Origin of the sequence: Calothrix sp. UHCC 0171, assembly GCF_034931845.1 — a bacterium.
GTDB lineage: Bacteria > Cyanobacteriota > Cyanobacteriia > Cyanobacteriales > Nostocaceae > Brunnivagina.
Genome location: NZ_JAYGHN010000005.1, coordinates 185,742 through 201,379 on the forward strand (window position 1 = coordinate 185,742; position 15,638 = coordinate 201,379).

At 40.9% G+C, this 15,638-nt stretch carries 15 protein-coding genes; 8 read left to right on the top strand and 7 right to left on the bottom strand.

The features are described from left to right. Positions 1-40 precede the first annotated feature (40 nt). From VB733_RS06380 to VB733_RS06395, 4 genes are all read right to left on the bottom strand, one after another. The gene (locus VB733_RS06380; RefSeq protein ID WP_323339251.1) at positions 41-661 is read right to left on the bottom strand and encodes a GDSL-type esterase/lipase family protein; all 621 of its coding nucleotides are present in this window, start codon (positions 659-661) and stop codon (positions 41-43) included. Positions 662-926: 265 nt separating this feature from the next. Next, a complete protein-coding gene (locus VB733_RS06385; RefSeq protein WP_096609580.1) occupies positions 927-1,274 on the bottom strand; it encodes a ribulose bisphosphate carboxylase small subunit in 348 nt (115 codons plus the stop codon). Between the two features lie 60 nt (positions 1,275-1,334). Beyond that, positions 1,335-1,721 carry a RuBisCO chaperone RbcX gene (rcbX, locus tag VB733_RS06390; protein ID WP_323339252.1) on the bottom strand — a complete coding sequence of 129 codons (387 nt, stop codon included), beginning with the start codon at positions 1,719-1,721 and terminating at the stop codon, positions 1,335-1,337. Positions 1,722-1,936: 215 nt separating this feature from the next. Beyond that, on the bottom strand, positions 1,937-3,367 hold the full coding sequence (locus VB733_RS06395) for a form I ribulose bisphosphate carboxylase large subunit (protein WP_323339253.1): 1,431 nt from the start codon (positions 3,365-3,367) through the stop codon (positions 1,937-1,939). Between the two features lie 798 nt (positions 3,368-4,165). Here VB733_RS06395 and VB733_RS06400 point away from each other — a divergent pair. From VB733_RS06400 to VB733_RS06420, 5 genes are all read left to right on the top strand, one after another. Next, positions 4,166-5,263 carry a ligand-binding sensor domain-containing protein gene (locus tag VB733_RS06400; protein WP_323339289.1) on the top strand — a complete coding sequence of 366 codons (1,098 nt, stop codon included), beginning with the start codon at positions 4,166-4,168 and terminating at the stop codon, positions 5,261-5,263. A 5-nt stretch (positions 5,264-5,268) separates the two neighbouring features. Further along, positions 5,269-5,496 (top strand): hypothetical protein, encoded by a 228-nt coding sequence (locus VB733_RS06405; RefSeq protein WP_323339254.1) that lies wholly within the window; start codon positions 5,269-5,271, stop codon positions 5,494-5,496. Continuing rightward, positions 5,496-6,269, top strand: a complete 774-nt coding sequence (gene panB / locus VB733_RS06410) for a 3-methyl-2-oxobutanoate hydroxymethyltransferase (protein WP_323339255.1) — start codon at positions 5,496-5,498, stop codon at positions 6,267-6,269. The genes VB733_RS06405 and panB overlap by 1 nt, the downstream gene beginning before the upstream one ends. A 65-nt stretch (positions 6,270-6,334) precedes the next feature. Next, entirely contained in the window at positions 6,335-7,081 is a 747-nt protein-coding gene (locus VB733_RS06415) for a Uma2 family endonuclease (RefSeq protein ID WP_323339256.1), read from the top strand. Positions 7,082-7,176: 95 nt separating this feature from the next. Continuing rightward, positions 7,177-7,911, top strand: coding sequence for a Uma2 family endonuclease (locus VB733_RS06420; protein WP_323339257.1), 735 nt, complete (start codon positions 7,177-7,179; stop codon positions 7,909-7,911). Between the two features lie 155 nt (positions 7,912-8,066). Here VB733_RS06420 and VB733_RS06425 read toward each other — a convergent pair whose 3' ends face one another. Further along, entirely contained in the window at positions 8,067-9,173 is a 1,107-nt protein-coding gene (locus tag VB733_RS06425; RefSeq protein WP_323339258.1) for a CsgG/HfaB family protein, read from the bottom strand. A 583-nt stretch (positions 9,174-9,756) separates the two neighbouring features. Here VB733_RS06425 and serA point away from each other — a divergent pair. Together serA and prmA are read left to right on the top strand one after the other, a co-directional pair. After that, positions 9,757-11,337 carry a phosphoglycerate dehydrogenase gene (serA, locus tag VB733_RS06430; protein ID WP_096609568.1) on the top strand — a complete coding sequence of 527 codons (1,581 nt, stop codon included), beginning with the start codon at positions 9,757-9,759 and terminating at the stop codon, positions 11,335-11,337. Positions 11,338-11,631: 294 nt separating this feature from the next. After that, a complete protein-coding gene (gene prmA / locus VB733_RS06435) occupies positions 11,632-12,552 on the top strand; it encodes a 50S ribosomal protein L11 methyltransferase (protein WP_323339259.1) in 921 nt (306 codons plus the stop codon). A gap of 159 nt (positions 12,553-12,711) precedes the next feature. Here the strand turns inward: prmA and trxA are convergent, their stop codons facing one another. Continuing rightward, positions 12,712-13,029 (bottom strand): thioredoxin, encoded by a 318-nt coding sequence (gene trxA / locus VB733_RS06440; protein ID WP_096609564.1) that lies wholly within the window; start codon positions 13,027-13,029, stop codon positions 12,712-12,714. 188 nt (positions 13,030-13,217) lie between these two features. Here trxA and fabG point away from each other — a divergent pair, with 188 nt between their 5' ends. Then, complete coding sequence (fabG, locus tag VB733_RS06445; RefSeq protein WP_323339260.1) at positions 13,218-13,985, top strand: 3-oxoacyl-[acyl-carrier-protein] reductase; 768 nt, start codon at positions 13,218-13,220, stop codon at positions 13,983-13,985. A 144-nt stretch (positions 13,986-14,129) separates the two neighbouring features. Here fabG and VB733_RS06450 read toward each other — a convergent pair whose 3' ends face one another. Continuing rightward, complete coding sequence (locus tag VB733_RS06450; RefSeq protein ID WP_323339261.1) at positions 14,130-15,632, bottom strand: class I SAM-dependent methyltransferase; 1,503 nt, start codon at positions 15,630-15,632, stop codon at positions 14,130-14,132. Between the last annotated feature and the right edge of the window lie 6 nt (positions 15,633-15,638).

Sequence of the window (15,638 nt, forward strand, 5' to 3'; positions counted from 1 at the left end):
TATATCGAGCCAGAAAATTGGCTGAAAATTGATACTTAGTTCAAGGGCGATTAGGTAGCCAGTTTAACCAAGCATCCCAATTTTTAACAATATCAGCAAATGCTTGATAACCTCCAGCACGAGGGTGGGCTTTGTCATAAGCGTATACTTCATCAAACCAAATATTTGATTGTTTTAGAACCGAAAAAACATCAAGATAGGGAATGTCTAACTCCCGACAAATTCTTGCAAAATACTTTGATAATTCCGCAATCCGAGTATTTTGATCATTATCCAACATCGGTGGAGGTCCCACCATTAAAACTGGATATAATTCTTTTGCTTCTCTCAAAATTTGTCGCACATTAAAGATAGAATTTAGCAGCGATACCCGCAGTTTCCCATTGATAATGACTGTATCGTTGACACCAAACGAAAATACAACTCTACCGTTACAATCGGATGGTAAACGATATATAACTTCATTTCGCCAGCGCTGTTTGAGTTCTTCAGTTGTCTCGCGTCGAACTCCTAAATTGTAATAAGTGATGTCATAACCTCTTTTATTTGCATCGACACAAATTCTCCCAGTCCATCCCAGACATTCACTATCGCCGGTTCCATTCACAAAAGATTCGCCAACAAAGCAAATTCTGACTTGAGACTCTTGTTCTGGTTTCACTTTTTTTAGATTTAAAAATATATATTGTTCAAAAATCTTAACCGAATAAATCCCTATCGACAAATTGCGATCGCAAATTTTGAGATTTCTCTCTGAAAATAATTTAGTAATTTGGTATTAGTTGTTAAAAACAATACTGAAAAATAAATAGGAGAGATAGAAATATCTACCTCTCCTGTACAGGGGATAAAGAAAAAATTAAAACCCTAATTGCTTAACCAGACTCAAACTTCGTACTCAATACTAATGTATCAAGTCTTAATACTTAGTAGCGATAGCCACCACCACTTGTACCTGGTTTGTGAACGATAAAGCTAAGAACTTGACACTGTTTGATATTGTCAAAACCAACAACACGGATGTAGCAGTTGCCATACTGTGAGCGGCACTGTTGTACTTCACCAAGAACTTCTTGGGTACTACGTGCATTGAACAAAGGCAATTTCCACAATGTCCAGTAAAATTCAGTTGGTTCAGACTGTTCATTGAACTCAACCGCAGGAATGTAACCTTGGTTCAAAATGTATTGAACTTGTTTTTGGATTTGAGCGTCAGAGAGAGGAGGAAGGTAAGAAAGAGTCTCAAAACGACGCTCTTTTGGTAAAGTTTGCATAGCTTAATGGTGTGATGGGTTGCAATAACTGGTTATTTGTGATGCTGGGGAAAATCGCGATTAGGTTTCCGATTCCGTTTTCAATTCAGTGTCCGAACTAGGGTTAGACAAGCTAAACTGCGTGATGCGTTCGAGATGCTGCTTACGGTGTTCCATATTGGCTTGCTGAATACCGGTGCGTACCATTTCTGGTAAAAACTCGGCGACTTCTTCGGCAATGTGTTCGCGAACAGTCATGATTCGCATTGCTAAATCTGGCTTTTCACTAAACAAACTTTCCAGAAACTTTTCCCCATCTTGCACCTTCCCGGCAGAAAAGTTATGCAACCAATGCTGTAAGGGAGGATTTGTTTCATCAAGCTGTAATAACACTGTTCGCAATGCCTGATATGTCAAGTAGCTTTGCAGCGTCTTTGCTGTGTCTTTCGCAATTTGCTTTATATTCATGCCTGACCCCAGCCTTAGGAGTTATGAGTTATGAGTACAAATTTTTTGATTTAGTTAAGATTCGTGTATTTTGAGGAAAACTTTCTGTCTAGCAGAATACTTCACTCAAGATACTGAATTTTCCCTAAACTAATTAGCACTAATAACTCAACACACATCTGCGTAGACGCTTCGGCTTCTGAAAAAGTGAAGACTGAAGGCTACAACACTGAATATTAAACGGTATCCATTGCCTCGAACTCGAACTTGATTTCTTTCCAAAGTTCACAAGCAGCAGCAAGTTCAGGAGACCACTTACAAGCTTCGCGGATAACATCGTTACCTTCGCGAGCCAAGTTGCGTCCTTCGTTACGTGCTTGGATACATGCTTCCAAAGCAACACGGTTTGCGGTTGCACCAGGCGCATTACCCCAAGGGTGTCCCAATGTACCACCACCGAATTGGAGAACGGAATCATCACCGAAGATTTCCACAAGTGCGGGCATGTGCCATACGTGGATACCACCGGAAGCAACTGCCATCACACCAGGCATAGAAGCCCAGTCTTGGGTAAAGTAAATACCGCGAGATTTATCTTGCTCAACGTAGTTTTCGCGCAATAGGTCAACGAAGCCCATTGTAATTCCACGTTCACCTTCCAACTTACCAACAACGGTTCCGGTGTGGATGTGATCACCACCAGACATACGTAGGGTTTTAGCTAAAACGCGGAAGTGGATACCGTGGTTCTTTTGACGGTCGATAACCGCGTGCATCGCCCGGTGGATGTGTAACAAGATACCGTTATCACGACACCATTTAGCCAAGGTGGTGTTAGCGGTGAAACCTGCTGTCAGGTAGTCATGCATAATGATGGGCATCTTGAGTTCTTTGGCGAACTCAGCCCGTTTCATCATTTCTTCACAGGTAGGTGCGGTAACGTTGAGGTAGTGACCTTTGATTTCGCCTGTTTCTGCTTGGGCTTTGTGGATTGCATCAGCTACAAACAAGAAGCGATCGCGCCAACGTTGGAAAGGCTGAGAGTTAATGTTTTCGTCGTCTTTGGTGAAGTCCAAACCACCACGTAAACACTCATAGACAGCGCGTCCGTAGTTCTTTGCCGACAAACCTAATTTGGGCTTAATGGTACAACCCAACAAAGGACGACCGTATTTATTTAATTTGTCACGCTCTACTTGAATACCATGTGGAGGACCTTGGAAGGTCTTGAGGTATGCAACTGGAATCCGTAAGTCTTCCAAACGCAATGCACGCAACGCTTTGAAACCAAATACATTTCCGACAATCGAGGTCAACATATTTGTTACAGAGCCTTCCTCGAACAAGTCCAAAGGATAAGCAACGTAAGCGATGTATTGGTTATCTTCACCAGCAACTGGCTCGATATCATAGCAACGACCTTTGTAGCGGTCTAGGTCGGTGAGCAAGTCAGTCCATACAGTTGTCCAAGTACCTGTGGAAGACTCCGCCGCAACAGCAGCACCAGCTTCTTCGGGTGGAACTCCAGGCTGGGGAGTCATCCGGAACGCAGCAAGAATATCTGTATCTTTAGGTGTGTAATCTGGGGTGTAATAAGTAAGTCTATAATCTTTTACCCCTGCCTGATACCCGGATTTGCTCTGGGTCTTCGTTTGAGCGTAAGACATATTTCCCTTCCAACAAGATGTCACTATTGACGCGATCGCAATTCCCACATTATGCAATTTCCGCTTTCTAATTCCTCAAATCAAGGAGCCTTCCCCAAGGACTAAGCCTTATAAACGAAGGTTAAGCATTGCCGCCACAAATACACAGGATAAACACCTCTGATAGTGAGTACCAGAGTTAACTAACCCTTAAAACCAAAGGTTTTACTTACTTGTTGACATTTAAACCATTTACTCAAGCATGTCACTTTAAGTTGGTCTTGCTCTTCCTGTCTGCTAGATGAAGAGAGCTTCCTTATCTCTTTGCTTAACATCCAACTAAATCGTCTCGACTTCATCGACCACTCCGAACAACGAAGATGGCTCTGTATTTTGTTTCTCTGTCATACTCTGAGAATTCAAGTTTCTGACTCGCCAAAAGTCTTTTCGGCTCTCGATCGCGATTTGACTTGACTCTAAACTAGGCACGGCACAGACAAAAAAATTCTTTGACGAATACTTAGCTGAGTGATAAGCGAAAGACAAAATTGCACACTGCGTAAATTGTGATTCGTTAATCACTATACCAACTATACAATAAGTTAATCTTTGAATATTCTTAACTTTCTGATTTAAATTTTTTATTACATATTGTTTTAAACATTTTGTAACAACCCATTTACAAACTGTCCAAGATGTGAGTCAAGTTGAAGATAAACAAGAAGCAATTTATACTTATAAATAAAACATACTTAGATAATGTTGAAATTTTCTGAATTTGGGAACACTGATAATAATCCTGAGCTTTTCGCAAAGGCGATGGGGAGTGTCTCCAAAGGAAAGTTGACAGTGATATTTTTTCGCAAGCATATTAATTTAATCATGACCTCAGCCTTGACAGGGTTGATGGTTTTTCCTGGGGCAAATACAGCGACATTTGCCCAAAGCAATTTAGTAGATATTGATCCATCTGAGTTAACTCCAGCTTATCCATCTTCAGCACCTCCTCCTGGGAAAGAAGAATCAAGCGATCGCACCCAAGAAATTGACTATCGGGTAAATGCTTTACAAAGGGATTTTACAGGTAATCTTTGGGTTGGTTCATGGCGAGGATTATCGCGGATTGACCCGAATACAGGTCAAATCTTAGCGAGAGTTAGTTTACCGAATACAGCCATTGGTGCGATCGCTCAAGATAAAGTTGGGCGTTTATGGGTGGGAACTTATGAAGGCTTGAAGCGAGTAGATTTACGTACCAGTGAAATCACCGCTCAGAATTTATTTTTACCTTCTAAGCGCGTTCTTTCTTTGTTAGTAGATAAACGCGGTTACTTGTGGACAGGCACTGATAGCGGTTTAGCCTTAATCAGCCCCGACCAAGGTTTAATTATGACCACAGTCAAAAATTTACCTGGTGTGAGTGCGAATGCCATGACCTTAGATGCCGAAGGACAACTTTGGGTAGGAACCTTAGATGGCTTAGTACGGGTAAATACAGCCAATGCCTTCATTATGAAAAAAATTCAAAATTTACCAGGGGGGACAGTACAAACCTTAGCAATTAGTCCCCAAGGCTTAATTTGGGCGGGTATGCCAAATAACTTACTCGTGATTAATCCTAAAAATGGTATGGTGTTACGCTCTGTAACAAGATTGCGTGGTAAAAATGTGACATCAATTCGCTTTGCCAAGGATGGTAGTGTTTGGGTGGGTACAAATAATGGTTTAATGCGTTTAAATCCGAATACAGGCGCACTTTTAGACCAAGTTGCTGGTTTACCATCAAGTCGAGTTTTGTCATTAGAACCTGATACCGGTAACAAATTGTGGGTGGGAACTAGCGAGGGTTTAGCCTGGTTAATGCCGAAAATGCCAAAAGCAAAAACCCATGTAGCCTTCAGTCGAGAAGTAAAATAATAACTATGGGAATGAAGGGGGATATGGGGATACGGGGACGCGGGGACGCGGGGATGCGAGGACGCGGGGACGCGGGGACGCGGGGACGCGGGGACGCGGGGACGCGGGGACAAAGAAGCAAAGAGGTTTCTTTTATTAATCTCCCACTCTCCCCCTCTCCCACTCTCCCACTCTCCCACTCTCCCACTCTCCCACTCTCCCACTCTCCCACTCTCTCCCTCTCTAATTCCTAATGCCTGTCACTATTCAGCAACTTATCCAATGGAAACAACAAGGTCGTTCAATTGTCTCTTTGACGGCATGGGATTATATTACGGCACAACTTCTTGATGCGGCGGGTGTTGATTTAATCTTGGTTGGCGATTCAATGGCAGTCGTGCTTGGGTATGAAACGACACTACCAATTACGCTGGATGAAATGCTGTATCATGCAAAAGCTGTACGACGTGGAGTAAAGCGGGCATTAATGGTCGTAGATTTACCATTTTTGACGTATCAAGAAAGCATCAAACAGGCAATACATTCGGCTGGTCGAGTATTAAAAGAGACAGGCGCACAGGCAGTAAAATTAGAGGGAGGATATCCCGCAATGGTGGCAACTGTCGCGCGTTTAGTGCAAGCAGGGATACCAGTGATGGGACATGTGGGTTTAACGCCGCAGTCAGTACATCAATTGGGTTTACGACAGCAGGGAAAGAGTGAAAAAGAGAGCGATCGCATTTTTCAAGAAGCTGTAGCATTAGCAGAAGCAGGAGCATTTGCGATCGTTTTGGAACATATACCCGCAGATTTGGCTTTACAAATTACCCAAAAATTAAATATCCCCACAATTGGTATTGGTGCAGGTGTACATTGCGATGGACAAGTTTTAGTCACTTCTGATTTGTTGGGCTTGTCAGAAAAACAACCACCTTTTGCCAAGGTTTATACTAATTTACGTCAGATAATAAATAGCGCAGTTCAGGAATTTAGCACGGAAGTCAGAGAAAAGAAGTTTCCCCAATAAATCCCCAACAAATTTGATTATTATGTAAAGGCAAACTCCAACCTCAATTAACTTGGAGTATTCCTATGGTTCTACAAATTCAACCAATCTCAAAAGAACCGATTGTCACTTGGGAAGCACTCCCAGCAGACTATGTCCTCCCCGATGATCCAGTGGAAAATATTCAACAACCTCCCCTTGCAGCAGCACTTACCGATGCTTTAGGTGCAGCAGGACGCATTCAACCACAAATGCTAATTGGTTCTAACTTTGGATTAGTCGCGACAGTCAACAAGAAAACTGTCGTCAAAGCTCCAGACTGGTTTTATGTACCCCAAGTACAACCTGTCGCAGCAGATATTATCCGTCGTAGCTACACCCAAAATTTAGAAGGTGCTACTGTTGCTGTTGTCATGGAATTTCTTTCCGATACCGAAGCTGGAGAGTTATCGGTACGTTCGACTCCTCCCTATGGGAAGCTTTATTTTTACGAAAATATTCTCAAGGTTCCGACTTACGTTACCTATGATCCCTACGAACCAAGTATAGAAGTACGTTGCTTGCAAAATATCGAATATACCAAGGTTGCCGCCGATGAGAATGGACGCTATTGGATTCCCGAACTGGAATTATTTTTGGGAATTTGGCAAGGTGAAAGGTTATGTCAAACCCTAAACTGGTTGCGGTGGTGGGATAAGGATGGAAATTTGCTGTTGTGGAGTAGCGAACAAGTTGAACAGGAAAAACAACGTGCCGAACAGGAAAAACAACGTGCCGATTTATTAGCAACTAAATTACGAGAATTGGGTATTGACCCAAACAATCTATCGTAATCAGGTTCTTGTTCTAGTTTAACCTCTACTGCACTAGAACTTTTATACTAAAATAATCATCGAAATAGTAGAATGCAGTTTCATCACAAGCTTATATGACTTCTACTCCAGAAATGTTATCAATTTCAACACCAGTTCCTTTCCCAGACCACAAGCAATTACCAGAGTCTGATGGTAATTTTGTGAAAAATTTTCAAGAGCATCCCCAAAGTATTTTACTAACAGATTCAATTACTCCAATCTTGCAAAAAATTCATCCAAATGGAGACTATTGTATTGGTCAAGATAGTGGAATTTATTGGCGAATGACAGACCCGCCAGAAAAAGGTGCAGAAGCTCCAGACTGGTTTTATGTAGGAAATGTACCACCAGTTTTAAATAATCAAATGCGACGTTCCTATGTGTTGTGGCAAGAGTTGATTCCCCCACTAATTGTTTTAGAATTTGTTTCTGGAAATGGCGAAGAAGAAAGAGACAAAACTCCTTGGTCTGGTAAATTCTGGGTTTATGAACAAGTAATTAGACCTGCTTTTTATGGTATTTATGAAGTGCAACAAAGTCGAGTAGAAGTTTATCATCTAGTCGAAAATCGTTACGAATTAGTTACAGAAAACCAACGAGGGCATTTTTCGATACATCCCCTTGGCGTGGAATTGGGTATTTGGCAAGGTCTGTACCAAAATGTTACTTTACCTTGGTTGCGTTGGTGGGATGCCGAAGGGAATTTGTTATTGACGGGTGATGAGCGTGCCGAACGAGAAAAACAGCGTGCTGATTTATTAGCAGCTAAATTAAGAGAATTAGGTGTTGATCCCAATACTCTTTCTTGAAATAAATATTAAGTAATTTGGTATTAAAGAAATCAACCTATATAACTAAACAGAAGCGGGATTTTGGAAAATATTTTGATTTGGATATTTTTGGTATTTAGAGACGCAACATCTCACGTCTCTATGATATTTTGAGATTTATTTTCCGTAGGAATTTATTCAGTAGGTTTTGCCATATCTCCAACTTTGAATGTAGTGCCAGAAATAATTTTACCAACGCTGGATGAGGCATCAACTTCTGTTAATTCAACTAAGCCAATTTGTTGAGTAATTTTGCGAAGAACTTTACCTGTTGCCGGGTCTTTGACTTCTCTAGTGACTCGTTCAATTGATAGTTTCATACCTTGACGATAACCACTAGCACTACCTTGATTCAAGATTACAGTTCTACCAGAAATATCAGCAACTAAAGCTTCTTTTGTTGGTAATGATTTTGGGACTGCTGCAATTTGACTGGAATCAGAATTGATTTTTTTGGCTACTTGCTCGATCGCATCTGCTGTTGCCAGTGTCAGTAATTTCGACTCTTTGTTGGAGTTACTATTAATACTAAATCCACGCACACTGAGGTTGCCATCACCGCGTCCTGATTGACCTTTTCCTTCTGCGGTGGCAATAATTTCACCTGTGGTTGTATTTACCATACGTATATTTAATTGAACATTCGCTGAAGCTTTTTTACCTCCTGCACAAACTCCAAAAGCGCAAACTCCACCATTATCACGTTCAATATTAAAACCAGTTACAGAACCAATGACAACAACATCGACTCCCAAAAGTTTACCAATTTGGGCGGCAGTGCTAGTATCAACTCTTCCCGAAGCACCAAGATTTTGCTCTTGTAAAATTGCGTCTAATTTACTCCGTTCAATGACACTATATTTGCCACTATCTACTAACTTATTGACTAAAATATCGCTGACACCTTTACCATCACCTCGAATATACCAGTACCAGGAATTGTAGTCAGCAACGGAACTATAATCAAAATCGAGGACAGCTATTCTAACTTTGCCTTTGGATGTGGATTTAAGATTTTTAAGTTGAGGATTTTGTGACTGGATATTTGCGGAATTAATATTAACAGATACAGTATTTTGTGTCGATATATTTACTAGTTGTTTCTCTGCGGCATTTACACCATTAATATTGATGATTCCTCCACAGCCAAATATTAATCCAGTAGTGATGAGAGGTAAATAAAAGCGTCCTAAAGCCATAATATTTTGTGTAGATTTTGTATTTTTGCTAATTTTATGCATTTGTATTACTCCCTTCACCATCAATTTAACTGAGTAGCATTGAGTCTGATTTTTCTGCTTCTAAGTATTTAGCAGGTAAATAGATGACTCATAATATCTATAATCATCTCCTAAAAACAGATATTTTCACTAGCTAACTCAGCAAATTTACTTAATCTTCATCACTTACTGTCAGTAAACACAACTACAAATTAGAAATTTGATTTCCTAACCCCGTAACTTAGAAATTTCATACTAAAAGTTGGCATTTTTATTGTGGGAGAACCTAAAAGTACAGAGAATTATGAAAAAAATAATAAAAGTATTGGTATGTGGGGGCAAGCAATAGTTTATATTTACCGAATGGGGCGATGCGCCTTCGGCGTTAAGCTTCGCTGATTGCAGTCACTAGCTTCTTGATAGTGGAGTACCCAAAGCCGCACAAGTAGACTTAAACAAGTGGCAAACGAATAATAACGAATAATAAAAGTTATCAAAAGTTGTTGTCGTTCCTGCTGAATCGGAAGCATTTAAGTCTAAACTGAAGAGTCTTGCCCAAAAATACCTCAAGCTTTAAACCTCAAGCTTAAAAAATCAAGCAATCATGTCTAAGGTTCTCGTCTCCGATCCAATTGACCAGGCTGGGATTGATATCTTATCCCAAGTCGCTACAGTTGATGTAAAAACAAGTTTAAAACCAGAAGAACTCATTAGCATCATTGGTGAATATGATGCCCTGATGATTCGTTCGGGTACTCGTGTCACCAAAGAAATCATCGAAGCTGGTACGAACTTAAAAATTATAGGTCGTGCGGGTGTCGGTGTTGATAACGTTGATGTTCCTGCGGCAACCCGTCACGGGATTGTAGTAGTCAACTCGCCAGAAGGTAACACGATCGCGGCAGCTGAACATGCGATCGCCATGATGCTATCCTTATCTCGTCACATTCCTGATGCTAACGCATCCGTAAAACGTGGAGAATGGGATCGCAAAACTTTTGTGGGTGCAGAAGTTTATAAGAAAACCTTGGGCATCGTCGGTTTAGGCAAAATTGGTTCCCATGTTGCTGCTGTTGGCAAAGCAATGGGAATGAAATTGCTTGCTTATGATCCTTTTATTTCCAACGAACGTGCTGAACAAATCGGCTGTCAGTTGGTGGATATGGATTTATTGGTACAACAAGCTGATTACATCACGCTCCACATTCCCAAAACACCGGAAACCGCCCACCTGATTAACGCTGAAATGTTGGCGAAAATGAAGCCCACCACCCGCATTGTTAACTGCGCCCGTGGGGGTATCATCGATGAAGCCGCTCTGGCAGATGCAATCAAGGCTGGACAAATCGCAGGTGCCGCATTAGATGTATTTGAATCTGAACCCCTGGGTGAGTCTACACTACGGGACATCGGCAAGGATATCATTCTCACACCCCACTTAGGTGCATCCACCACGGAAGCCCAAGTCAATGTTGCCATTGATGTCGCCGAACAAATCCGCGATGTTCTCCTCGGACTTCCCGCACGTTCTGCTGTCAACATCCCCGGACTCGGGCCTGATGTTCTCGAAGAACTCAAACCCTATATGCAACTGGCGGAAACCTTGGGTAAATTGGTCGGACAACTCGCTGGTGGACGAGTAGAATTACTCAATATTCGCCTACAGGGTGAACTGGCAACCAATAAGAGTCAACCACTTGTAATTGCTTCCCTTAAAGGTTTGTTGCATCAAGCTTTGCGCGAACGGGTTAATTATGTCAATGCCAATATTGAGGCAAAAGAACGGGGTATTCGCGTCATTGAAACCCGTGATGCATCAATTCGCGATTATGCAGGCTCGTTACATTTAGAAGCGACAGGTAATTTAGGAACCCATGCGGTGACAGGGGTGCTTTTGGGTGATAGTGAAATCCACCTAACTAACATTGATGGTTTTCCGATCAATGTTCCCCCCAGCCAACACATGCTATTTACTCTACACCGCGACATGCCAGGAATTATTGGTAAATTAGGTTCCCTGTTGGGTAGCTTTAATGTCAATATTGCTAGTATGCAAGTTGGTCGTAAAATCGTGCGCGGTGATGCGGTAATGGCTCTCAGTCTTGATGATCCCTTACCTGATGGCATTTTAGCTGAAATTACCAAAGTCCCTGGTATTCGAGATGCGTATACAGTAAACCTGTGAATTTTCTGTTAAGTCTATAGATTCCTGTCTATCGATGGTTGGGAGTTAAGAGATATGAGTTAAGAGTGATTAGTTAAGAATTAAAATCTAGAATTTCTAACTGTTTAATTCCTAACTTTAACTTTATTCTCACTCTTAATTCCTAATACTGATTCAAAAAATGTTTGCAACACATCCAGAATATGAGACGCGATACATTGCGTCTCTACAAAATTCATCTGTCGCATTCTTTTTTCAAATTGGTATAACTTTAAATTTGTCCAACTCTAAACTCCTAACTCATAACTGTTTGTTGTGTCTAACACCTGGTGGGAATTACAGATTTTTTGCGAAACTGAACTAGAAGACTCTATTTTCTGGCGATTAGAGAATTTTGGCTGTCGCGGGACTGCAAGTGAGAAAAAAGGCGATTCCAGCCTGGTTAAAGCTTATTTGCCGCAAATAAAAGTGGATTTACTCGATTTAGCGGCACTATCATTGTGGCTGCGACAGGATGCCCTTTGCTTTGGCATGGCTGAACCAGAATTACAGTGGAATTTGATTGACGAAGAAGACTGGGCAAGTAGTTGGAAACAGTATTGGCATCCCCAGGAAATAGGCGATCGCTTTTTAATCAATCCGGCATGGCTACCTCCACCAGAAAATTCAGATCGTCTCGTCATTAAACTTGACCCTGGTGTAGCTTTTGGGACAGGCAATCATGCCACTACCCAACTTTGTTTAGAAGCCTTAGAAATGCGTTTCAGTGACTATAATGCCTTTTTTCAAAGTGGGAATACGAAAGAAGACAATGTGGTAATTGCGGATATTGGTTGCGGTTCCGGTATACTTTCTGTAGGCGCAATTTTACTGGGTGCTAAGAAAGCTTACGGAGTTGATACAGACCCTTTAGCAGTCAAAGCGACTATGGAAAATTGCCTTTTAAATGGCATCGCTGACGGGCAAATAATCGCGAGAGAAGGCAGCGTGGAAACCTTGGCAAAAATCCTCGAACAGCCAGTAGATGGCATTGTTTGTAATATTTTGGCAGATGTAATTATTAGTTTAGTACCCCAAATGAGCGCGATCGCTAAACCTTCAACCTGGGGAATTTTTAGCGGAGTTTTAGTCGAACAGTCCAAATCCGTGGCAGACGCTTTAGAAAAAAATGGTTGGATAGTGGCAACCCTATGGAAACGTAAGGAATGGTGCTGTTTAAACGTGCGGCGTTCTTAGGATTTCAGATTTTCATCTGGAAATTGAAGTTTGAATTGAACTTTGAATGGCAATGCAATCTTCCCAACTTCAATCTTCCCAACTTAATGAGATATATGAGCAACATAACAACCGGGATACTTCAGCGAAGAGCCCGGTTTTGTGACATTTCTAGTTAATTTAAAGCTTCGATTCCAAATGTCGGACTAAATCAGGTGCTTGCATTACACCCTCAATTTTGTCCACAGGTTGACCTTGTTTAAATAAAACTAGCGTTGGTAAAGCGTAAATCTGATATTGACTTGCTAATTGCGGATATTTTTCAGTATCGATTTTCGCAACCTGCATTCTACCTTGGAGTTGGGCATTTACCTGTTCTAAGATTTGGCTCATGAGTTTGCAAGGACCGCACCAATCAGCATAAAAGTCAACCAGTACGGGCACATCAGAATGAGCAAGCATTTCTTCAAAACTATTGAATTGCTTTTTCGTAGCCATATAGCACCGACTTATTCTATGGTTCGTCTCTAATCTTAGTTTGGGAAAAGGGGAAACGGGAAAAGAGAAATTTTTATTTGTAATACTCTCCTTGAACAGCAAAAATCAGCCACAAAATTCCATTAACCATTACCCCTAAACCTGTAAGATAAATTTGCGCGTTAATTAAATATCTTGAGGAATCTTCAATGGAATTGCTGCCAGAAAACTTGCAAACATTACGGAGTCAAGTTGCGATTGTTACAGGTGCATCGAGAGGGATTGGACGCGCGATCGCACTCGAATTATCCAAGCAGGGTGCGACTATCGTTGTTAATTATGCCGCTTCTAGTGCTGCTGCCGATGCAGTTGTTGATACCATTACCCAAGCTGGAGGTAATGCGATCGCTCTCCAAGCTGATGTTTCCAAAAGTGAGCAAGTTGATGCACTCATTAACGCAGTGATGGAAAAATTTAGTCGTGTTGATATCTTAGTTAATAATGCTGGTATAACTCGCGATACTCTCTTACTCAGGATGAAGCCTGAAGACTGGCAAGCAGTAATAGACCTAAACCTCACAGGTGTATTTTTTTGCACTCGTGCTGTCAGTAAAATTATGCTCAAACAGCGCTCCGGTCGCATTATTAGCATAACCTCCGTTGCCGGACAAATGGGCAACCCCGGACAAGCAAATTACAGCGCTGCCAAAGCTGGGGTAATTGGTTTTACCAAAACTGTCGCCAAGGAACTCGCTTCCCGTGGCATTACAGTAAATGCGGTTGCTCCTGGTTTCATCGCTACCGACATGACTAGTGAACTAGGAAACACCGAAGAAATTTTAAAATTTATTCCCTTAGCCCGTTTTGGTCAACCTGAAGAGATTGCGGGAATGGTACGCTTTTTAGCAGCAGACCCAGCCGCAGCTTATATTACTGGGCAAGTGTTTAATGTTGATGGTGGTATGGTGATGGCGTAGGGGGTTTATTTGTCTTAGATAACGGTGAAGTTGTGCGGCGGCAGATAACCTCGAACACTCACCGATAAACTCTAATCTGTCTGCACCAGTGTATTAGGTGTGTATCTGTTGTTTATGATGGGCAGGTTCCTCCGCTAATCACAATTACAGACCACTAGCAACTACTGGAACAGCTTCAGCAGCCCATTGCAAATAATTATCCAAAACTTCTAGTTCTTCTGCAACAGCCTTAAGGGATAACCGCCTTAAAATATCTATAGTTATTGGTCTTTTGTCATCCCAAAAAATCATAGAGTCAAAAAACTCTAGGGAAGGATTTGAGGTAACAAGACCAAAAATAAATCTAGCTTCTTCCTCAGTATCAAACGACAAAAAATTTACAGTATCGTCAAGCATTACTGGCTTTCCGCCCAAAGGTTCGATAAGGCAAAATCTTAATTGCTTATAAAGCCCAGAAATTGCTATTTTCCAGCTTTTGAAGGAATACGAGCCAATGCCAAATATAGAATATGGTGGCTTATTCTTATAAATAGAACTTTTTCTGTTTTTTAGATGCTCATCGTGTTTAAGTAGATATTCCCAGGTTTTAGGTGCTTCATGTTGAATGATGCTTGTATCATCACCAATAAATTTTTGTGTAATCAAAACAAGTTTTCGATAATCATTGATTCTGCCATTACCAACATCTGAACTTTTGAGGAGAGGATATAAGTAGCTGTTCTCTAAAGGATATTTTTCACCCATTCCATTTATAAAAAAAGTATCATGAGCTTCCTCTAACTCCATCACCTTAGAGCAGTCATGCTTAATTCCAGAATGCCAAATATATCTTAATTCCTGTCCTGCCAAATGTTTCCACTTCTCAAATTTAACCGTATCTTTTAGGAGTAATCCATTTCTTTCACCAATTAGGTATGATGCCTGCCTAGACTTTAAATCCTCATAAATTTTACAATCAAGGTTATCATAAGAATCAGTGGATAAAACAAAGAGACACGCCTCAACTGAAGCTCTAAAATAAGACTTTGCATCAATTATATAAATCTGAGCAGAAAATTTATTATCTGATTTCTTTCCTATCTGGCGTATTACCTTTCGAGCAACGGAATATTTACAGAGAATAGCTATAGTTCCTTCTCTTTTTGACAACCACTCAACATATTTCAGCAGCATCCATTCGGAAATATCGAAATTTCCTGAGCCAGTAATAGCCTCAATACCTCGACGATTCTGAAAGTTTGATTTAGAGGGAAGATTTTGACTATTAAGAACACTTAAGTCACTACTTGTAACCCAAGGGGGGTTACCAATAACTAAAATATAACCCGAAAATTTGGAAATCAGATCGTCCCAGTTTGTATCAAAAAAATTAGACTCATATATAGTTGCATTTCCAGAATTTACATATCCAGAGATAGAGAGCCTCGCTTCTCTAACATATTCCTTGTTAATATCTAAGCCTATAATTTTTGAATTTTTAAACTCATTCAGCGCAGCCCGAATAAAAGCTCCTTTCCCACAGGTTGGCTCTATAACAAATTCTGGTGATATCTTATGATTTCTCCTAAGAGTTTGAATAACCTCTCTTGCAAGATTGTCAGGAGTTTGAAAATCACCAAATTGCCATTTTTCTGCTGATTTTCGCATTATTAC